The organism is Ectothiorhodospira marina (assembly GCF_900109495.1).
GTDB lineage: Bacteria > Pseudomonadota > Gammaproteobacteria > Ectothiorhodospirales > Ectothiorhodospiraceae > Ectothiorhodospira > Ectothiorhodospira marina.
Genome location: NZ_FOAA01000007.1, coordinates 126524 through 143237, shown reverse-complemented (window position 1 = coordinate 143237; position 16714 = coordinate 126524). Strand labels below are relative to the sequence as shown.

The 16714-nt window shown below is 61.8% G+C and carries 21 protein-coding genes; 5 read left to right on the top strand and 16 right to left on the bottom strand.

Translation table 11 applies throughout. The features are described from left to right. Nucleotides 1-245, top strand: a 245-nt coding sequence (locus BMY52_RS08140; protein WP_143050450.1) for a phosphoenolpyruvate carboxylase, incomplete at its 5' end; no start/stop codon positions are given. A gap of 192 nt (nucleotides 246-437) precedes the next feature. Further along, nucleotides 438-635 (top strand): SAP domain-containing protein, encoded by a 198-nt coding sequence (locus BMY52_RS08135; protein WP_143050449.1) that lies wholly within the window; start codon nucleotides 438-440, stop codon nucleotides 633-635. A gap of 84 nt (nucleotides 636-719) precedes the next feature. Here BMY52_RS08135 and panD read toward each other — a convergent pair whose 3' ends face one another. From panD to BMY52_RS08070, 12 genes are all read right to left on the bottom strand, one after another. Next, nucleotides 720-1100: an aspartate 1-decarboxylase gene (gene panD / locus BMY52_RS08130; protein ID WP_090253187.1), complete on the bottom strand. Its 381-nt coding sequence runs from the start codon at nucleotides 1098-1100 to the stop codon at nucleotides 720-722. A gap of 68 nt (nucleotides 1101-1168) precedes the next feature. Further along, on the bottom strand, nucleotides 1169-2029 hold the full coding sequence (panC, locus tag BMY52_RS08125; RefSeq protein WP_090253184.1) for a pantoate--beta-alanine ligase: 861 nt from the start codon (nucleotides 2027-2029) through the stop codon (nucleotides 1169-1171). Between the two features lie 2 nt (nucleotides 2030-2031). Further along, nucleotides 2032-2847, bottom strand: coding sequence for a 3-methyl-2-oxobutanoate hydroxymethyltransferase (gene panB, locus BMY52_RS08120; RefSeq protein WP_090253182.1), 816 nt, complete (start codon nucleotides 2845-2847; stop codon nucleotides 2032-2034). A 49-nt stretch (nucleotides 2848-2896) separates the two neighbouring features. Next, a complete protein-coding gene (locus tag BMY52_RS08115; protein WP_090253179.1) occupies nucleotides 2897-3559 on the bottom strand; it encodes a deoxynucleoside kinase in 663 nt (220 codons plus the stop codon). 238 nt (nucleotides 3560-3797) lie between these two features. Beyond that, complete coding sequence (gene folK / locus BMY52_RS08110) at nucleotides 3798-4289, bottom strand: 2-amino-4-hydroxy-6-hydroxymethyldihydropteridine diphosphokinase (protein ID WP_090253177.1); 492 nt, start codon at nucleotides 4287-4289, stop codon at nucleotides 3798-3800. Further along, nucleotides 4286-5638, bottom strand: coding sequence for a polynucleotide adenylyltransferase PcnB (pcnB, locus tag BMY52_RS08105; protein ID WP_245740701.1), 1353 nt, complete (start codon nucleotides 5636-5638; stop codon nucleotides 4286-4288). The genes folK and pcnB overlap by 4 nt, the downstream gene beginning before the upstream one ends. A 201-nt stretch (nucleotides 5639-5839) precedes the next feature. Continuing rightward, on the bottom strand, nucleotides 5840-6127 hold the full coding sequence (locus BMY52_RS08100) for a sll1863 family stress response protein (RefSeq protein ID WP_090253171.1): 288 nt from the start codon (nucleotides 6125-6127) through the stop codon (nucleotides 5840-5842). Between the two features lie 130 nt (nucleotides 6128-6257). Beyond that, nucleotides 6258-7559, bottom strand: coding sequence for a peptidoglycan DD-metalloendopeptidase family protein (locus tag BMY52_RS08095; RefSeq protein ID WP_425429228.1), 1302 nt, complete (start codon nucleotides 7557-7559; stop codon nucleotides 6258-6260). A 524-nt stretch (nucleotides 7560-8083) separates the two neighbouring features. Continuing rightward, nucleotides 8084-8830, bottom strand: coding sequence for an acetoacetyl-CoA reductase (gene phbB / locus BMY52_RS08085; protein ID WP_090253166.1), 747 nt, complete (start codon nucleotides 8828-8830; stop codon nucleotides 8084-8086). 56 nt (nucleotides 8831-8886) lie between these two features. Beyond that, nucleotides 8887-9255 carry a phasin family protein gene (locus tag BMY52_RS08080; protein WP_238627790.1) on the bottom strand — a complete coding sequence of 123 codons (369 nt, stop codon included), beginning with the start codon at nucleotides 9253-9255 and terminating at the stop codon, nucleotides 8887-8889. Between the two features lie 134 nt (nucleotides 9256-9389). Further along, nucleotides 9390-9944, bottom strand: a complete 555-nt coding sequence (gene phaR, locus BMY52_RS08075) for a polyhydroxyalkanoate synthesis repressor PhaR (RefSeq protein ID WP_177169899.1) — start codon at nucleotides 9942-9944, stop codon at nucleotides 9390-9392. Between the two features lie 117 nt (nucleotides 9945-10061). Then, nucleotides 10062-11249: an acetyl-CoA C-acetyltransferase gene (locus BMY52_RS08070; RefSeq protein ID WP_090253161.1), complete on the bottom strand. Its 1188-nt coding sequence runs from the start codon at nucleotides 11247-11249 to the stop codon at nucleotides 10062-10064. Nucleotides 11250-11570: 321 nt separating this feature from the next. On the opposite strand from BMY52_RS08070, the gene phaE reads away from it, so the two are divergent. Together phaE and BMY52_RS08060 are read left to right on the top strand one after the other, a co-directional pair. Beyond that, complete coding sequence (gene phaE, locus BMY52_RS08065) at nucleotides 11571-12776, top strand: class III poly(R)-hydroxyalkanoic acid synthase subunit PhaE (protein ID WP_090253158.1); 1206 nt, start codon at nucleotides 11571-11573, stop codon at nucleotides 12774-12776. A 14-nt stretch (nucleotides 12777-12790) separates the two neighbouring features. Next, nucleotides 12791-13864, top strand: a complete 1074-nt coding sequence (locus BMY52_RS08060; protein WP_090253156.1) for a class III poly(R)-hydroxyalkanoic acid synthase subunit PhaC — start codon at nucleotides 12791-12793, stop codon at nucleotides 13862-13864. Between the two features lie 57 nt (nucleotides 13865-13921). On the opposite strand, the gene BMY52_RS08055 is transcribed toward BMY52_RS08060, so the two are convergent. Together BMY52_RS08055 and BMY52_RS08050 are read right to left on the bottom strand one after the other, a co-directional pair. Then, complete coding sequence (locus tag BMY52_RS08055) at nucleotides 13922-14335, bottom strand: NUDIX domain-containing protein (protein WP_090253153.1); 414 nt, start codon at nucleotides 14333-14335, stop codon at nucleotides 13922-13924. Between the two features lie 7 nt (nucleotides 14336-14342). Next, complete coding sequence (locus tag BMY52_RS08050; RefSeq protein WP_090253149.1) at nucleotides 14343-14735, bottom strand: RNA-binding S4 domain-containing protein; 393 nt, start codon at nucleotides 14733-14735, stop codon at nucleotides 14343-14345. Between the two features lie 49 nt (nucleotides 14736-14784). Here BMY52_RS08050 and BMY52_RS08045 point away from each other — a divergent pair, with 49 nt between their 5' ends. After that, nucleotides 14785-15456: a glutathione S-transferase family protein gene (locus BMY52_RS08045; protein ID WP_177169900.1), complete on the top strand. Its 672-nt coding sequence runs from the start codon at nucleotides 14785-14787 to the stop codon at nucleotides 15454-15456. A gap of 9 nt (nucleotides 15457-15465) precedes the next feature. Here the strand turns inward: BMY52_RS08045 and BMY52_RS08040 are convergent, their stop codons facing one another. Further along, nucleotides 15466-15927: a YcgN family cysteine cluster protein gene (locus BMY52_RS08040; RefSeq protein ID WP_281244075.1), complete on the bottom strand. Its 462-nt coding sequence runs from the start codon at nucleotides 15925-15927 to the stop codon at nucleotides 15466-15468. Then, a complete protein-coding gene (locus BMY52_RS08035) occupies nucleotides 15924-16604 on the bottom strand; it encodes a hypothetical protein (RefSeq protein WP_090253145.1) in 681 nt (226 codons plus the stop codon). The genes BMY52_RS08040 and BMY52_RS08035 overlap by 4 nt, the downstream gene beginning before the upstream one ends. Between the last annotated feature and the right edge of the window lie 110 nt (nucleotides 16605-16714).

The following is a 16714-nucleotide window of genomic DNA, read 5'->3' as shown; positions in this document are numbered from 1 at the left end:
GTGGCAGCCTTGCCGTGGAATCAGTGGCAGCTTTCCCCTGGAATGGGTGGCAGGCTTGCCGTGGAATCAGTGGCAACCTTGCTCCGGAATACGCATATCTGGATCCGTTGAACCATATTCAGATCATCCTGCTGCGCCGATATCGGGCACTGCACGCCCAAGGCGAGAAGGCGGAGGATCCCTGGATATCGCCGCTGCTGCGCTCCATCAATGCCATTGCCGCGGGCATGCGCAATACCGGTTGACCAGCGGACAGAAAAAACCGATAACTGATAGACAGTTAGGAGGTAAAAAACTGGCACCGGCGGGAGAAACAGCCATACTTAGGCGTGGCAATCAAGACTCTCGCCCATGCCACCCGCCCCGATGGGGCGCACCCTGAGGACAGGATGACATTCCGGCGAGGCAGGCTCACCGTCATTGAGGATGTCCGACCCATGAACCTTGCCACTGTTCGCTACATTGCCCAAAACAAAGGGGTTACACCGGGTTCGCTGTGCAAGCAGGATCTGATCCGGACGATACAGGTCAATGAGGGTAACGTGCCCTGCTTTGCGACTGCCGAGGAGGGGTTCTGCAAGGAGGTGGAATGCCACTGGCACGAGGACTGCCTGAGGCGGTCGCGGCGTCGCTGAGCCGCACCGAGAATCTGGGGATCGTGCCCGCCGCGGCCCCTCATCCCCGGCCCTTCTCCCCAGAGGGGAGAAGGGAGAAGTATCTCAAGCCGCCTGGGTGGCGATCTCGTCGCCCGTGCCTGTCACTTGGTTGGACTCGTTCAGGTAGATCAGCGTCGGCTTGAACAGCTCCACCTGCTCCTCGCTCATCTGCGCATAGGCACAGATGATCACCCGGTCACCGGGGCTGGCCTTGTGGGCTGCGGCGCCGTTCACGGAGATCACCCGGCTACCCGCCTCGGCGCGGATGGCATAGGTGGTGAAACGCTCACCATTGGTCACATTGTAGATCTGGATCTGTTCGTAAGGGCGGATGCCGGACATCTCCAGCAGATCCGAGTCGATGGCACAGGAACCTTCATAGTCCAGTTCGGCATGGGTGACCGCGGCGCGGTGAAGCTTGCATTTGAGCAGGGTCAGAAACATGGGTAAACACATCCTCCAGGTCTTCGGCCCCCCTGGTCATCCCCCGGGGCCCACGTGATGCCGGGTGTTCAGTCCCCGGTCGGCACGTCCATCATCAGGTTGTCGATCAGGCGGGCCCGGCCAAGCCAGGCTGCGGCCAGCACCACCAGTTGAGAATCCTGCGGCCCTGGGGGCAGCAGGTCGGCGCTTCGCCGCACTGCAACATAATCAGGCTCAAAGCCTCGTATTTCAAGCCCTTTCATCGCTTCATCCTCCAGACGGAGGTAATCCCTTGCCCCTTCAGCCACTTGCCGCCCCACCTCGGAGAGGGTCTGGTACAACCCCGGGGCTCTCTCCCGCTGGGTCCTGTCCAGGTAGGCATTGCGGGAACTCAAGGCTAGGCCGTCGGGCTCCCGCACCGTTGCACCGCTGAGCACCTCGACCGGGAGATCCAGATCATCCACCATGCGACGGATGAGCATGAGTTGCTGAAAATCCTTTTCTCCAAAGATGGCCAGGTCCGGCTGCACCAGGTTGAAGAGCTTGCATACCACCGTGGCGACGCCGGCAAAATGCCCGGGCCGGTGGGCGCCTTCCAGCAGGTCCGACAGGCCGGGCACCTCCACCCGGGTGATGTCGCTTCGGGGGCGGCGATAGAGTTCGTCATCCCCCGGTGCAAAGACCAGATCCACGCCTTCCCGGGCCAGCAGTTCACAATCCTCCGCCAGGGTACGCGGGTAGGCCGCCAGATCCTCCGGCCGATCAAATTGCAGGGGATTGACGAAAATGCTCACCACCACCCGATCCGCCTGAAGGCGGGCCTGGCGCACCAGGGCCAGATGGCCCTCGTGCAGGTTACCCATGGTCGGCACCAGTGCCACGGAGTCGTGAGCGTCGCGCCAGCCAGCGCGCACATCACGCAGTGATGTCACTCGATGTATGGTATCCATGATCAGGAGGAAAAGGCGTGTTCCGGGGCGGGGAATTCGCGACGCTTGACGGACCACACGTAGGCGGCCAGCGCATCCTGGATGCTGTTGTGACCCGCCAGGAAGTTGTGGGAGAACCGGGGGGCGCGGGCGGTCATACCCAGCACATCGTGCAGCACCAGGATCTGACCGTCGCAATCCACACCGGCACCAATCCCGATCACGGGGATGCGGGCCATGGAACGAATCTCGACGGCCAACCTGGACGGCACGCATTCCAGCAACAGGATATCCGCACCGGCCTCTTCCAGGGCCTGGGCGTCCTTCATCATCTGTTCCGCCTCGCTTGCGGCACGGCCCTGCACCCGGTACCCACCCAGCTTGTGGATCGATTGCGGCCGCAGGCCCAGGTGAGCGCACACCGGAATCCCGTGATGAGAGAGCGCGCTGACCACAGCCACCTGCTGGGCATCGCCCTCCAGCTTGACCACCTGTGCCCCCCCTTCCTGCATGAGTCTGGCTGCGGTGGTCACGGCCTGATCAATGCTGGCATAACTCATGAACGGCATGTCTGCCATCAGCAGGGCACGATTCAGCCCCCTGGACACGGCCCGGGTGTGGTAGATCATGTCATCCACCGTGACGGGAATGGTGGTGTCGTGGCCCAGCACCACCATCCCCAGGGAGTCACCCACCAGAACCACGTCCACTCCCGCCTCGTCCAGCAAACGGGCCTGGGTGGCGTCATAGGCGGTGAGACTGGCGATGGGCTCGGCCTGCTCTCGCAAGCCCTGCAGGTCGCGCAGGGTCAGTCGCTTTGTCTGAGTCTGTACGCTCACGCTTTATCCGCGGGTTTAACACTGTGAAGGGGCGGCGCCCCGGCGCCATTCAGACGGCGGAAGGCAGGGGATTGAAATAATGACGTCCGGCACGAACCGTGCGCATGAAATCCAGCAATTGCTGGAAATCGTCATCCCGATTGACCCAATCGATCTCACCGGCATTCACGATCAGCAAGGGCGCCTCTGCATAATGATAGAAGAAACTCGCATAGGTATCACTCAGGCGCTGAAGATACACGCTATCCATGAGTTTTTCATAGGTCCGCCCCCGCTGGGCAATGCGTTCGCGGAGGATTTCCACAGGTGCCTGCAGGTAGATGACCAGATCGGGGCGGACCACATCCCGTTGAAGGCCCTGACGGATACGTTGGTACAGACGATATTCCTCCTCCTCCAGGGTCACCTGGGCGAAGAGGTCATCCTTGTCCAGCACAAAGTCGGTCACTCGCAAGGCCGGCATGTCGCTAGCGTTTCGCCGCAGCCCCTGCCATTGATCCAGTCGCTGGGTCAGGAAGAACAACTGCGTGGCCAGGGCCTGATGACGGGGATCCTGATAAAAACGCTCAAGAAATGGATTGTGATCCGGAGATTCCAGCACCAATTCGGCCCCCAGGGCCTCGGCCAGACGGGTAGCCAGACTGGTCTTGCCCACGCCGATGGGGCCTTCCACCGCAATCAGGCTCGGTTCCGTCAATTCAGTCTGGTTCATGGCAGAGGGTTCGGGGCGTTAGGGGGACAAAGGGTCTATGAGGCGGATCTTACTAGGCATGCGCGGGGCAAAGCCAGCCCACAGCGGCCAAACAGGCTTGCGTGGGAGCGGCCCTGGCCGCGAAGGACCCACACGGTACTTCTTGTACCCGGGTTCCAGGTTGTGCCCGGGTTTCCAACTATGTGGCAGAACCCTGGCGAGGTGGAGTACCGTGAAACGAAAACAATCAGCGCTCGTTTCAGTCGGGCAGTGGCTGGAGTCCATCCCGTGGACAGCGCCTCAACAACTCCCCCAGGGCGCCGAGCCCGGGGATATTCAGGTCCGGAGCGATCTCTGCCAGGGGGTAGAGCACAAAGGCGCGCTCGGCCATGCCGGGATGGGGGATCTTCAAGTGCTCTTCCTGGATGGACGCGTCCCCGTAGAGCAGGATGTCCAGGTCCAGGGTGCGCGGCCCCCAGCGGGTACCGTCCCGCAGGCGGCCGTGCTGGGCCTCCAGGGCTCGCAGGGCGTCCAGCAGGGCCTCGGCAGAGAGCCTGGTGCTCAGGGCGCAGACGGCGTTGATGTAGTCGGGCTGATCCGGTGGACCCATGGGATCACTGCGATAGAGCGCTGAACAGCTCACCTGGCGAGTACCGGGCAACTGGCACAATTCCTCCAGGGCCCGGGTCACGTGGGCGACGGGGTCATCCAGATTGGCGCCCAGGCCCACATAGGCGATGACCAGCTTCATGTGGAGGCGGGTTTGCGACGTCGCCGCCGACGCTTGGAGCGAGCGGACTTGCCCTGGGCCTCCACCATACGCCGCTGCTCAGCCTCGTTCACCTCCTGCAGGCGCGTCCACCATTCACAGCCGTCCTCAAGGGCCTCCCCGGAGCGACCCCGCAGGCAGTAGAAGTCATATCCGGCACGAAAGCGTGGGTGGGTGATCAGTTTCAGGGGACGGACACCCTGGCGTATCTCGAAACGCGGCTGCATCTCCCAGATTTCCCGCACGGGCAGGGAAAATCGCTTGGGGATGGAAATGAATTGGGCCTGCTCGGCGAGGATCTGACCGCCGGCCCGTTGTAATGCGGGCAACTCGGAGACACCGTCCTCCATGAACCGCTCCGCCAGGTGGCGCACCGGCTCCCACAGAAGGACCGCATAGAGAAAGGCGGGATTCACGCCCTTGCCGGACTGAATGCGATCGTCCGTATTGCGCAGGGCATTGGCCACAAAGGTGATGGGAAACCCTTGCTCCTCGTGTTCCAGAGACTCTTCCGTCAGCGGGAACAGGTACTGGAACAGGTCGTAGTGACGCAGCATCTCAAAGGTCTGCAGGGCATGGCCACCATGGAAGAGCTTGACCACCTCGTCAAACAGTCGTGCCGGCGCCACGTCTTCCAGCAAATCCCCCAGTTCAACCATCCCCTCCTCGGCCGCCGGATCCAGGCGGAACCCGAGTTTGGCGGCAAACCGGACTGCCCGAAGCATGCGCACAGGATCCTCCCGGTAACGCACCTCCGGATCGCCGATCAGCCGCAGCACGCCATCCTTGAGGTCCTCCATGCCATCGGTGTAATCCACCACGGAGAAATCATTGATGTCGTAGTACAGGGCATTGATGCTGAAATCGCGGCGCCAGGCATCCTGCTCGATGGTGCCGTAGACATTGTCGCGGATGATGCGGCCATCCTCCACCAGGGCCTGCCGGCTGCCGGCGTCGTCGGCCTCCAGATCCGGATCATCGGTGGAGTCTTCGTGGGGGGCACGGAAGGTGGCCACCTCGATGATCTCGCGCCCGAAATACACATGGGCCAGACGGAACCGACGGCCGATCAGGCGGCAATTACGAAAGACCTTGCGCACCTCCTCCGGATGGGCATCGGTAGCCACATCGAAGTCCTTGGGCTCGCGCCCCAGCAGCAAGTCACGTACCCCGCCACCCACCAGGCAGGCGCGGAAGCCCGCGTCCTTGAGTCGGTAGAGGACCTTCAGGGCATTGTCGCTGATATTGGCGCGGGAGATGCCGTGTTCGGCGCGGGCGTACACCCGAGGGGAGCGCTGTTCAGGGGGATTGGAACGGGATTCTTCGGGCACGCATGTCATCGTGATGCTTATGGACTTATGCATGATAACAGCTTCGGGCGGCCATGAGGATGACACGGTGTCATTGAGTGACAACACCGATTCACGTCGCCATCGGTGGAGCAGGAGATTGCCCTGCGGGAGAGGGAGTCAAACCGAGCGCCCCTCTCCCGAGGCTGGGAGAGGGGCTGGGGTGGGGATGGAGAGGGTCTCTTACTTGAAGCGGTTCATCGCATCCTTGAAGGCCTGGCTCATGCTCTCCCAGGCTGACTCCATGCCCTCGCGCATGCGATCCCAGGCATCCTCGCTGGCATCCTGCATCTCACGCATTTTTTGTTTGCCCTCTTCCTGCTGCTTCTTGAGTTCCTGGATCTGTTCCTGGTACTTCATCTTGGCATCCGCCTCGGCCTGCTCGGCCTTGGCGGACAACTTGTCGATCTCGGCCTGCCATTCATCCAGCTTGGCCTGCATCTTCTGAATCCACTCGTCACGTTCACTCATCCGGCGTCCCTCCAGTCAGGTTTGAATTGAACCCTGGGGCTCCGCGGTGGTGGACCATTCCGCCCCCGCGAAACTCCTTGTCGGGACGATAGGATTGCCGAGGCAGGAGTGTCAAGCGCCCACGCGCGGATTACATCGCCATATCGGAGAAGGGAGACATGGCCACGCGGCGCGTTTCACCGGATTGCTTCACCTCAGCCAGCAAGGCGCTGCTGATCTCCTTGAAACGCTCGAGTTCTTCCCCGGCCAGTGAATCACTTTCTGGCAGTTCGGCGCGCATGGCGTCCACCGGGCGACCGCTGACGTGCAACTCATAGTGCAGATGCGGGCCAGTGCTGCGGCCGGTATTGCCAGAGAGGGCAATGCGATCGCCACGCTCCACCGTCCGCCCCGGACGCACCAATGCACGGCTCAGGTGCAGGTAGCGTGTGGTGTACCCCTGTCCGTGCTCGATGACCAGGAAACGCCCCGCCAAGGGGTGACTGTCAACACGTGTGACACGACCGTCGGCCGGGGCCTGGAGGAGTGTACCGATGGGCATGGCGAAGTCGGTACCGTGGTGGGGTGCCACCCGACCCGTGATCGGGTGCCGCCGACGGGTATCGAAGGGGGAACTGATGCGATAATGGCCCGCAAAGGGACGCCGATCAAACGGCGGCAACAGACCCTCGCCATCAGGGGTGTAGAAGCGGCCATTGGCATGCCGGGCGGCGGTGGCGCTCAAGTGCTCCCCCCGGTAGTCAAAGGCCAGCAAGCGCAGATGGTGAGGCTCATCCTCACCCGGCAGGGTTTCCTGTTCCACCAGCAGGGTGAAGCTGTCGCCGGTGCGGGCACGCGCCCGCACCGGCAGGTGTCGGTCCAGCAACACGGCCAGTGCGCCGGCGGCCCGCCCGGAGAGCTCCTGTCGCTGGGCGAGCGCGGCGGAGATACTGCCATCCACCTGAGCGGTGATCACCAGATGACTGATCTCGCCCTGGTTTTCGACCGTCTTTCGGGTGAAGTCCCAGCCATCCTCCTCCCGCTGCCACTCGGTACCCTCGGTACGGGATGTCCAGATACGCAGGCGGGTGAGGTAACCCTCTTCATCGGTTTGCCACTCTACGCGCTGGCCATCGCGCACCCGATTCAGGACGCGCGCATTATCTCGGTCATTCAGTAGTCGATACAGGGTGGCCCGAGGCAGATCCCAGTCGTTCGCCCACAGTGCGGAGAGTCGGTCCCCACGCCTGAGCGTGTATTCATTCCATTCCGGTCGGTCGACTTCGGTCTCTTCCAGTTCAAAGGACTCGTACGAGGTGGGGTTCTCCGGTGCGTCCAGCTCGGTGCGGATATCATCCTCCTGGATCATGGCCGCCTGCTGGGCACGGGCGGGGTTTTCCAGGGAACCGGAGGGCCCGGGCGGATCAGCCGGGTCCCGGGAAGAACGCGCCATGGCCACCTGGGTGTGCGCACTGGCGTCTGCACCCTCCACAGGCAAGGCCAGGGATTGGACCATTCGCGCGGAGGACTCCCCCTCGTCCATGCCAAAACCGGAGAGGATCTTGGGGTATATCCCGGTGATGATGAGGCCAACGGCCACCGCGGCCATGACGATCTTGAAGCTGGGCGCCTTCAGACGCGATTTGGCAAACGGCATGGTGCCCCCATTGTTCTTGGAATCAACCGCCTGGGGTCCACTTCCAGCAGTCGAACTGACCGCTCCGGGCGGTTGCCTTCCGGAAACCCCCAAAGCACGCAGGAGAATAACACCATCGGTGTGTGCATGAGAATAATGATCAGCAAATCAATCGGGACCAATGCTTTTTTATCAGACGACTTTCACTTTTTTGAAATATTATTTGCGGATAAGGAGGTGTCAGGGAGGAAACAAAGACGCACAGACAACGGGCCCCTGAAGAGGGGCCCGTTGCGGAACAGCCTGAACGACAGGCGCCAAGGGCGCCCACCGGGAATGGCTTAGAAGGACGTGAACAGACCGCCGTTCACGGGGAGGTTGGCACCGGTGATGTAGCCGGCATCCTCGTCACACAGCATGGCCACCGCAAAGGCGATGTCCTTGGTGCTGCCCATGCGGCCAGCCGGAACCTGCGCGACGATGGCATTGCGCACATCCTCGGGCATGGCTTCGGTCATGGCCGTGGCGGTATAGCCGGGGGACACGGTATTCACGGTCACGCCCTTGGCAGCGGTCTCCTGAGCCACGGCCATGGTAAAGCCGTGCATGCCTGCCTTCGCGGCCGAGTAGTTGGCCTGACCGAACTGGCCCTTCTGACCATTGACGGAGGAGATGTTGACGATGCGACCAAAGCCGCGGGAGGTCATCCCTTCCACCACCTGACGCGTCGTGTTGAAGACGCTGTTCAGATTGATGTTGATGACGTCCGTCCACTGCTTCTCTTCCATCTTGCGCAGAGTCTTGTCCCGGGTGATACCGGCACAATTGACCAGGATATCGATGGGCCCGACGCGGGACTCCACATCCTTGACCATCTCGGCGCAGGATTCGAAGGAGGACACGTCGCCCGAGGCGATGTCCATCTCGAACCCTTCATCCTTCATCTGCTTCTGCCAGGCTTCCGCCTCATCCTTCAGGGCAGGCAGGTAGTTTGCCACGACCTTGTGGCCCTGCTGGGCCAGCTTCTTGCAGATCTCGCCACCGATACCACCGGTACCGCCGGTCACTAACGCTACTCGTTTGCTCACGATTTCAGGCTCCTAGGCTTTGGGGTTATGGCCATCAAGGCTGACGGTCACCGTGCTCAGGCAGCCTTCTTGATGCTCGTGGCCTGCTTGACGGTCTCTTCAGCGGACTTCACGGACTCGTCCATCAGCTTGGTCATGGACTCACGTGCCTCGTTGAGGACATCGTGACCCTGCTTGTAGCTGGTCATCAGGGTCTGGCTGCAATCGCGAGCCAGATCGGCCTGGCCACTCAGGAGTTCCTGGTAGCCCTTGGCCTTGGAGACCAGTTCAATGTTCTTCATGCTCACATCGACCATGGCCGTGGTCAAGTCCAGTTGCTGGGACAGCAGCTTTTCCATGGCCTTCTGATTGATCTCGTTCACCTTGCACAGGGTATCGAACACGGACTGGTTGGCCTTGCTGAAGGTTTCGAACATTTCATTCATGAGATAAGCCTCCTGTTTGCTGAAAGGGACGCGGGCCGCCTTTGCTGCACCGCGGCATTGCTGCAGTGCAACGTATAACCTCACTTCCCCCTCGCGTCAAGCCCGACCCCCGGCTCCAGCACGCGTTTTGAGAACTACTTCTTACGATCCGAGCCCGGGGACTTCCCCCCTTTGTCGCCGCTCGGCATCTCCTTGCCGTGGCTCTGGGTGGACAACTTGCCAGAAGGCGAATCCTCCTCTCCGTTGAAGACCGTTGCCTTGAAGAACTGCCCCTGCATGTCCTGCCAGAATTCCAGGTTGCGGCGCGTCATTTCAGCCATGTCCCAGGCCGCCCGCCCACCCAGGACATCGCGCATCCGCTCGTTGAACTCCCGCTGCTGATCGGCGAAGAACTTGAGACTGTGATCCAGGTAGTTGGAAAAGGCGTCGTGCACGGCCTCGTCGTAAAAACGAATGAAACGGACCAGCATCTCCGTGGTGAACAGGGGCTCCCCTCCGGTCTCCTGCTCCGTGATGATCTGGATCAGGATGCCCCGGGTGATGTCGTTGCCCGACTGGCTATCAATCACCTTCACCTCGACCCCGCGCCGCACCAGTTGCTGCACGTCGGCCAGGGTGACATAACGACTCTCTTCCGTATCGTACAGGCGCCGGTTAGGGTACTTCTTGACTATTCGCGGCTCGTTCACCCGTTTCTCCCATCTACAGATTGGTTTTGCAAAACACATTAACGGGCGGCCCCCGGAGGTGCCGCCCGTCGTGGCGGCCAGGCCGCCCTTGTAGTGATGTTGTCGGCAGGAGCCGGATCAGACGCTCTCCACCGCCAGCGCCACGCCCTGTCCACCACCGATGCAGAGGGTTGCCAGCCCCTTCTGGGCCCCCGTGCGCTTCATGCCATGCAACAGGGTGACCAGCACACGGGCACCCGAGGCGCCGATGGGGTGGCCAATGGCAATGGCACCACCACTGACATTCACCTTGGACAGATCCCAACCCAGAGACTTGTTCACAGCGATGGCCTGGGCCGCAAAGGCCTCGTTGGCCTCCACCATGTCCAGGTCTCCGGGCTTCCAGCCAGCCTTTTCCAGACACTGGGTGGCCGCCGGGATGGGGCCGGTCCCCATGATGGCCGGATCCACGCCCGCCGAAGAGAACGACACGATGCGTGCCAATGGGGTCAGACCCAGTTCACGCGCCCTGGACTCGGGCATCACGATCACGGCTGCGGCGCCGTCGTTGATGCCGGAGGCATTGCCGGCGGTCACGGTACCGTCACGACTGAAGGCGGAGCGCAACCGGCCCAGACCCTCTGCAGTGGTGCCATGCCGGGGGAACTCGTCGGTATCAAAAACCGTGAATTCGCCCTTCTTGCGACCGGGCACCTCCACGGGGATGATCTCGTCCTTGAAGTGACCGGCCTTCTGGGCCGCCTCGGCTCGCTGTTGCGACTGGGCGGCAAAGGCGTCCTGCTCTTCGCGGCTGATCTTGAACTCGGTCGCCACATTTTCGGCGGTGGTGCCCATGTGATAGTCATTGAAGGCGCACCACAGACCGTCGCGGATCATGGTGTCCACCATCTTCCAGTCACCCATCTTGGTGCCCTGACGGGAGTTGGGGAGCACGTGAGGCGCGGCGCTCATGTTCTCCTGCCCGCCTGCGATCACCACACCGGCATCACCACAGCGAATGGCCTGCCAGGCCAACTGAACCGACTTGAGGCCGCTACCGCAGACCTTGTTGATGGTCATGGCTGGCGAGGTATAGGGAATGCCTGCCTCCACGGCCGCCTGGCGGGCGGCGTTCTGGCCCACGCCAGCCTGGAGCACCTGCCCCAGGATGATTTCGTCGACCTGTTCGGGGGACATCCCCGAGCGTTCCAGCAGCCCCTTGATGACCAGGGCTCCCAGGGTGGAAGCGGGAATCTTCGCCAGTGAGCCGTTGAAGGTACCGACGGGGGTGCGGCCGGCACTGACGATGACCGTGGAATCAGCCATAAATCCTCCTGCTTTGGAATCGTTATCGAAAAATTCGTCACACGACACACACCGTCGGGGTGAACATCTACAATGTTGTCGTGCACAACAGCTTGTTTATACCAGAACCAGGACACGCGTGACCAATGAACCCACGATGGATACCCGCAGCATTGTTGCAGTGCACAACCAGTATGCTAATCTTGACCCATTAAGCCGGGTAAGCGTTGGGTTCCTGGCTTTTGCCGTTATGCTTAATAACCGAGCAATGGCTTTATACACTCGCAAACCCGACCCACCGGGGCCCTCCCGGTGATGACAGGATCCACAGGAGAAGACTGAATGGCTGATTCGAACCCTTTTGCTCCCGATGAATGGCTGGATGCCCAGCGCAAGTACTGGGACGCCTGGCTGGACATGAGCCGCAAGGCGATGGGCGGGCAGAGCAACGCGCCCAGTTGGCCACAGGGGCTCGATCAATGGTGGCAGGCCGCCTCCCAAGGCCTGCCTGGCGGCAACAATCAGATGATGGATCAGATGATGCAGATGGGCCGCAACTACTTCGCCATGGCGGAGAACTTCTACAAGGGCACCAATGGCCAGGCGGATGCCGGTCAGGCCGTCACCCAGTGGCTGGACCAGATGACCAACGCCTTCAAGAACATGGGTCTGGGCCAGATGCCTGGCAAGAGCATCAACCCCTTCTGGCAGATGCCCATGGATACCTGGAGCCGCGCCGGTTCCAGCTTCATGCCCATGCCAGGCGACTTCATGCAGGCCCTGCGCCCCGCGGCCCGTCCGCCCTACGGCGATGTCATGCAGGAACAAATGGATCGCTTCCTCTCCGTGCCGGGCGTGGGCTACACCCGCGAATCGCAGGAGCAGTACCAGAACCTGGCCAAGCTGATGATGGAGTACCAGCAGGCCATGCAACAGTACCAGCAGGCATTCGCCAAGGTGGGTCTGGACTCGGTGGATCGCTTCCGTGCTCGCCTCGACGACGCCGGTCGCCAGGACACTCCCATCACCTCCATGCGCGGCCTGTACGATGAGTGGGTGGATGTCTCCGAGGAGGTCTATGGCGAGTTCGTCATGTCCGAGGAATATGCCAAGGTTTACGGCGACATGGTCAACAGCCTGATGGCGGTGAAGCGCCAGGGCACCCGCCTCATGGACGAGGTGACCGAAAGCCTCAACATGCCCACCCGCCGCGAAGTGAATACGCTGCACCGTCGCCTGCAGGAGAGCCGCCGCGAGATGCACCAGATCAAAGCGGCCTTGCGCGACCTCCAGCAGGAAGACAAAAAGGAAAAGGCCAAGGCCACCCCCAGCCGCAAGACCTCGTCGACCCGGTCCAGCACCCCCAAGTCGGGTAGCACCGGCACCCAGAACAAGGCCGCCAGCACGCAGTCCTCGGCCAAGGCGGACAGCACCAGTGCAGGTGGTTCCAGCGCAGGCAGCGCCAGCAACACCACCAGCAACGCATCCTCCGCCGCGAAGACCCCGAATGCGGGCGCCGCCAAAAAGGCTGACGAGCCCAAGAACTGAAGGAGAGACAGGACATGATCCCGATTCAGATCCGCCCCGACCAGGTGATGGATGAGATTTCCACATTCCAGAAGAAACTCACCACTGGCCTGCAGAACCTGGCCGACGCTGACGACATCCCCAGTGGCGTGACGCCCAAGGAAGCCGTCTATCGCGAGGACAAGCTGACCCTGTACCGCTTCCAGCCTTCCACCTCGGCAGTCCAGAACCCCGTGCCGGTGCTGATTGTCTACGCGCTGGTGAACCGCCCCTACATGACCGATCTGCAGGAGAACCGCTCCACGGTTCAAGGCCTGCTGGACGCAGGCATGGACGTGTACCTGATCGACTGGGGCTATCCCGACCGCGCCGACCGGTTCCTGACCATGGACGACTATATCAACGGCTATGTGGACCGTTGCGTGGACGAGATCCGCTGGCGCCATGGCGTGGACAAGGTCAACCTGCTGGGCATCTGCCAGGGGGGCACCTTCAGCCTGTGCTACAGCGCCATGAACCCGGAGAAGGTGCAGAACCTGATCACCATGGTGACCCCGGTGGACTTCCATACGCCGGACAACATCCTCTCCCACTGGGTCAAGCATGTGGACGTGGATACCCTGGTGGACACCATGGGGAACATTCCGGGTGAACTGCTCAACTGGACCTTCCTCAACCTCAAACCCTATCAACTCATGGGCCAGAAGTACCTGGACATGGTCGAAGTGCTGCAGGACAAGGACAAGCTGGACAACTTCCTGCGCATGGAAAAGTGGATCTTCGACAGCCCCGACCAGGCTGGCGAGACCTACCGACAGTTCATCAAGGACTTCTACCAGCAGAACAAGCTGATGAACGGTGGTCTGCACATTGGCGATCACGAGGTGGACCTGTCCAACGTGACCATGCCGGTGCTGAACATCTTTGCCGAGCAGGATCACCTGGTGCCACCCGACGCCTCCAAGGCCATGGGCAAGAAGCTGGGCACCAAGGACTACACCGAGCTCTCCTTCCCCGGTGGCCACATCGGCATCTACGTGAGTGGCAAGGCCCAGAAGATGGTGCCCCCAGCCATCGGCAAGTGGGTGAACGAGCGCACCGAGAAGTAAGCAGGCAAAGGCCCTTGATCGGTGGCTTGGGCCATGCCCATGCCACCGACCCACCGCTCAGGAGGCTCGCTGGTCCAGATAATCGGCCAGGATACGAGCATGATCGAAGGCCAGCGGCACCCCCGGTGCCGCTGGGTCCACCCACCTGACGGCTGCTGCGTCATCGGCTGCCTGGGGCTCACCCCGGGCACTGGCCAGATAGACGGCACTGACCGTATGCCCCCTGGGATCCCGCCCGGGATCCGAATACAGCCCCAGCAATCCCTCCAGACTGACCTCAAGGCGTGTCTCTTCCAGGGCCTCGCGGACGGCCGCCTGCTCCACAGTCTCCCCTACATCCACAAAGCCTCCGGGCAAGGCCCATCCATGGGGCGGATGAAGACGCTCGATCAACAGGATGCGGCCATCCTCGTCTTCATGACGACGGATGATCAGGTCGGCGGCAATCAGGGGTGTCACGGGTCTGGGCATGGGGACTTCAATCCTTGCCGATGAAACGGCGGATATGACGACGATCCCGGCGGTCCGGGCGATGATCGGTATGGGGCGTAGCCAGGCGGGCCAGACGCCGGGCCTCGGCTTCCTTCTCCCGGGCGGCCTGCCCCTCCGGGGTTTCCTCATACAATTCCCGAGCCTCGGCAGCCGGGCGACGCTTGTCATTGAGGCCCAGCACATCCACAACCCAACTCTCACCCGAGCGGTTGATCCGCAACCGATCCCCCACCCGCACCCCCCGGGAGGGTTTTACGCGGTCCCCGTTCACATGCACCCGTCCGCCACTGACCGCTTCGGCCGCCAGGGAACGGGTCTTGAAAAATCGTGCGGCCCAGAGCCATTTATCCAGACGCACGGATGTCGCGGGTTCGTTCATGGTTCCCCCTTTCGGACTGCTAGACTCTCACACCAGACCCACATCCTTGATACCCATGCCACTGAAACTCATCAGCTTCGACCTTTGCCCCTTCGTGCAACGCAGTGTCATCACCCTGCGGTACAAAAAGGCGCCTTATGAGATCGAGTACATCGACCTGGAAAATCCACCCGCCTGGTTCTCGCGGGTGTCGCCTACCGGCAAGGTGCCGGTGCTGGAAGTGGATGGCAACACCCATTTATTCGAGTCGGCCGTGATCAACGAGTATGTGGATGACATCACCCCACCCACCCTCAAACCCGCCGACCCCCTCACCCTGGCCTTCAACCGCGCCTGGATCGAGTTTGGCTCCACAGCCATCATTGACCAGTACCGGATCATGACGGCCGAGACCGAGCAGGACATGGAAGACCACCAGGCCTCGGCCCTCGCCGGACTGCACCGCCTCGAGGCGCAACTGGGCCAGGGGCCCTGGTTCAACGGCGCGGACTTCTCCCTGGTGGACGCCGCCTTTGCCCCGCTGTTGATGCGTTACCGCCTGATGAATGCCAGTACCCCGCTGTTCGATGAGGATGAGTTCCCCCGCATCAAGGCCTGGGGCGATCAACTGCTCGGCCTGGATGCCGTTACCGGCTCGGTACCCGACGACTTCCCACAGCGGCTGCGCCACTACCTGAGCGGAAAGGAGGGCTACGGGCCAAAACGCTTCAGCAACGCCTGAGCCATTGGCTCAGGCTGGCCAATCAACGATGTGATCTTCCCAATCACCGGTCATGGCCTCTTCGTCCACGATGCGCCCTCGTACCGAGATCCCGGCGGCATGCACACTGTCAGGATCTCCGGTGATCAGGGGATGCCACTGGGGCAGGGGTTGCCCCTCTGCCAGCAGCCGGTAGGCGCAGGTCCGCGGCAACCAGGGGATCTGCTTCACCTCCCTGGCCGTGAGCGAGACACAATCGGGAACCTCATGGGCCCGATGATCATAATCTCCGCAACGGCACGAGTGCCCATCCAGCAGGCGGCAGGCCACATCCGTGTAGTAGATCTCGTCCGTGTCCTCGTCCTGGAGCTTGTGCAGACAACAGCGCCCACAACCATCACACAAGGCCTCCCACTGCCGTGTGTCCATCGCCTCCAGGCTCAGTGCCTCCCAGAAACGGGCCCCCGCCCTGGACTGGGTTCCGTCGGTCACGGCAGGGGCCTTTGCAGGGATTCACCCTCTTCGATGCGCGCCCGCAAAACATCAAAATGCCGAGGCGAAACAAAATGCAGGGTATCCCGTCCATCGGGCGTCAGCAGGATTGCCACCCCAGACTCGGGGTACAGGAAATACTGGCGCCCATCATCCATGGTCAGCTTCTGAGGTTCCCGACCAAAGCGCTCCAGCACGGTCTCCTCGTCATACCGGGCACGTGGCACATAGGACAGCTCAGCTACCGGCAGATCCAGGGCCCGGCGGGTATCCTGCTCCGAGAGCGTCAGTCGACGCGCACCGCTGGGCATGGGCTTGTCATTCACGGAACGCGCAGCCATGGCGTCCAGGGTGCCCTCATCCACCTTGAGGCGCGCCAGCAGATTGGTCTCGAACGGCCCCAGCTTCACCGAACCAAAATAGGCCTCCAGTCGCCGGTCCCCGTCGGGGGAAACAAACAGCGCCAGACTCGGGAACAGCTTCAGGCGCTCGCGCAACACCTGGAGCGGTGTCTGCTCCAGGGTGACACCGAACACCCGCGACTTGCCGTCTTCCAGGACCTCCACATTCCAGGGCAACTCATCCTCGTGGGGCTGAGGCGGTGGCCCCGTCAACAACAATGACAGGCCAAAGAAAGGAATGGCCAGAATCAGGAAAATCAGGGTTTTTCTAAGCATGGTGGGGTCAACTGGAAAAGTGGAGACAGAAAACGGTAAGCGCAAGGTTATCACCCCCAAACAGGGAACGCAGGGGGTCTATCCAGGTCATAGAAACAGGCGCCCGGGTA

Coding starts and splice junctions, on each gene's coding strand:
- BMY52_RS08135 (WP_143050449.1), top strand. CDS start 438: ATGAACCTTGCCACTGTTCGCTACATTGCCCAAAACAAAGGGGTTACA.
- panD (WP_090253187.1), bottom strand. CDS start 1,100: ATGTTTCTGACCCTGCTCAAATGCAAGCTTCACCGCGCCGCGGTCACC.
- panC (WP_090253184.1), bottom strand. CDS start 2,029: ATGGATACCATACATCGAGTGACATCACTGCGTGATGTGCGCGCTGGC.
- BMY52_RS08115 (WP_090253179.1), bottom strand. CDS start 3,559: ATGAACCAGACTGAATTGACGGAACCGAGCCTGATTGCGGTGGAAGGC.
- folK (WP_090253177.1), bottom strand. CDS start 4,289: ATGAAGCTGGTCATCGCCTATGTGGGCCTGGGCGCCAATCTGGATGAC.
- BMY52_RS08100 (WP_090253171.1), bottom strand. CDS start 6,127: ATGAGTGAACGTGACGAGTGGATTCAGAAGATGCAGGCCAAGCTGGAT.
- BMY52_RS08095 (WP_425429228.1), bottom strand. CDS start 7,559: ATGGCGCGTTCTTCCCGGGACCCGGCTGATCCGCCCGGGCCCTCCGGT.
- BMY52_RS08080 (WP_238627790.1), bottom strand. CDS start 9,255: ATGAATGAAATGTTCGAAACCTTCAGCAAGGCCAACCAGTCCGTGTTC.
- BMY52_RS08070 (WP_090253161.1), bottom strand. CDS start 11,249: ATGGCTGATTCCACGGTCATCGTCAGTGCCGGCCGCACCCCCGTCGGT.
- phaE (WP_090253158.1), top strand. CDS start 11,571: ATGGCTGATTCGAACCCTTTTGCTCCCGATGAATGGCTGGATGCCCAG.
- BMY52_RS08060 (WP_090253156.1), top strand. CDS start 12,791: ATGATCCCGATTCAGATCCGCCCCGACCAGGTGATGGATGAGATTTCC.
- BMY52_RS08055 (WP_090253153.1), bottom strand. CDS start 14,335: ATGCCCAGACCCGTGACACCCCTGATTGCCGCCGACCTGATCATCCGT.
- BMY52_RS08050 (WP_090253149.1), bottom strand. CDS start 14,735: ATGAACGAACCCGCGACATCCGTGCGTCTGGATAAATGGCTCTGGGCC.
- BMY52_RS08035 (WP_090253145.1), bottom strand. CDS start 16,604: ATGCTTAGAAAAACCCTGATTTTCCTGATTCTGGCCATTCCTTTCTTT.